This window comes from Corynebacterium sp. HMSC067D03 (genome assembly GCF_001811185.1).
Lineage (GTDB): Bacteria > Actinomycetota > Actinomycetes > Mycobacteriales > Mycobacteriaceae > Corynebacterium > Corynebacterium coyleae.
Genome location: NZ_KV803795.1, coordinates 1 through 408, shown reverse-complemented (window position 1 = coordinate 408; position 408 = coordinate 1). Strand labels below are relative to the sequence as shown.

The following is a 408-nucleotide window of genomic DNA, read 5'->3' as shown; positions in this document are numbered from 1 at the left end:
CCCCATTGCGCTGCCTCGTCCAGGGTGGTGATGCGGGTGAGTTTCAGTGCGAGTTGGTAGATGGTGCGGCCAGCATCAGTGCGTGGTCGTGAGGTGGTGTAGCGGCGTACTCTGCGTTGGGCGTGCACGAGGCAGCGTTGGATTTTGGTGTTTGGCCAGCACGTTTTAATTGCGCTTGTGGCTCCTCGGCCACCGTCGATCACAGCGATCAACGGTGCTTCGATGCGCTCGAGCAGGCATTTGTAGTCGTGCGTGGTTTCTTGTTTGCACCAGTGCCAGGCGATGACGTGGTCGAGCGTTGCCGCCACGATCAGACAGCCACCTGCGGTGTAGGTGCCGTCGATGAAGATCTGGTCGTAGACCCTGCCTGTATGGCCGATGGTCGGGTCAGGCACGTCAACCAGCCAG

General features: G+C 60.3%; 1 protein-coding gene. It reads right to left on the bottom strand.

Going from position 1 to position 408, the window contains the following annotated elements; genetic code table 11:
• On the bottom strand, positions 1–408 hold a 408-nt coding region (locus HMPREF2785_RS03080), incomplete at both ends, for a transposase (protein ID WP_210386084.1).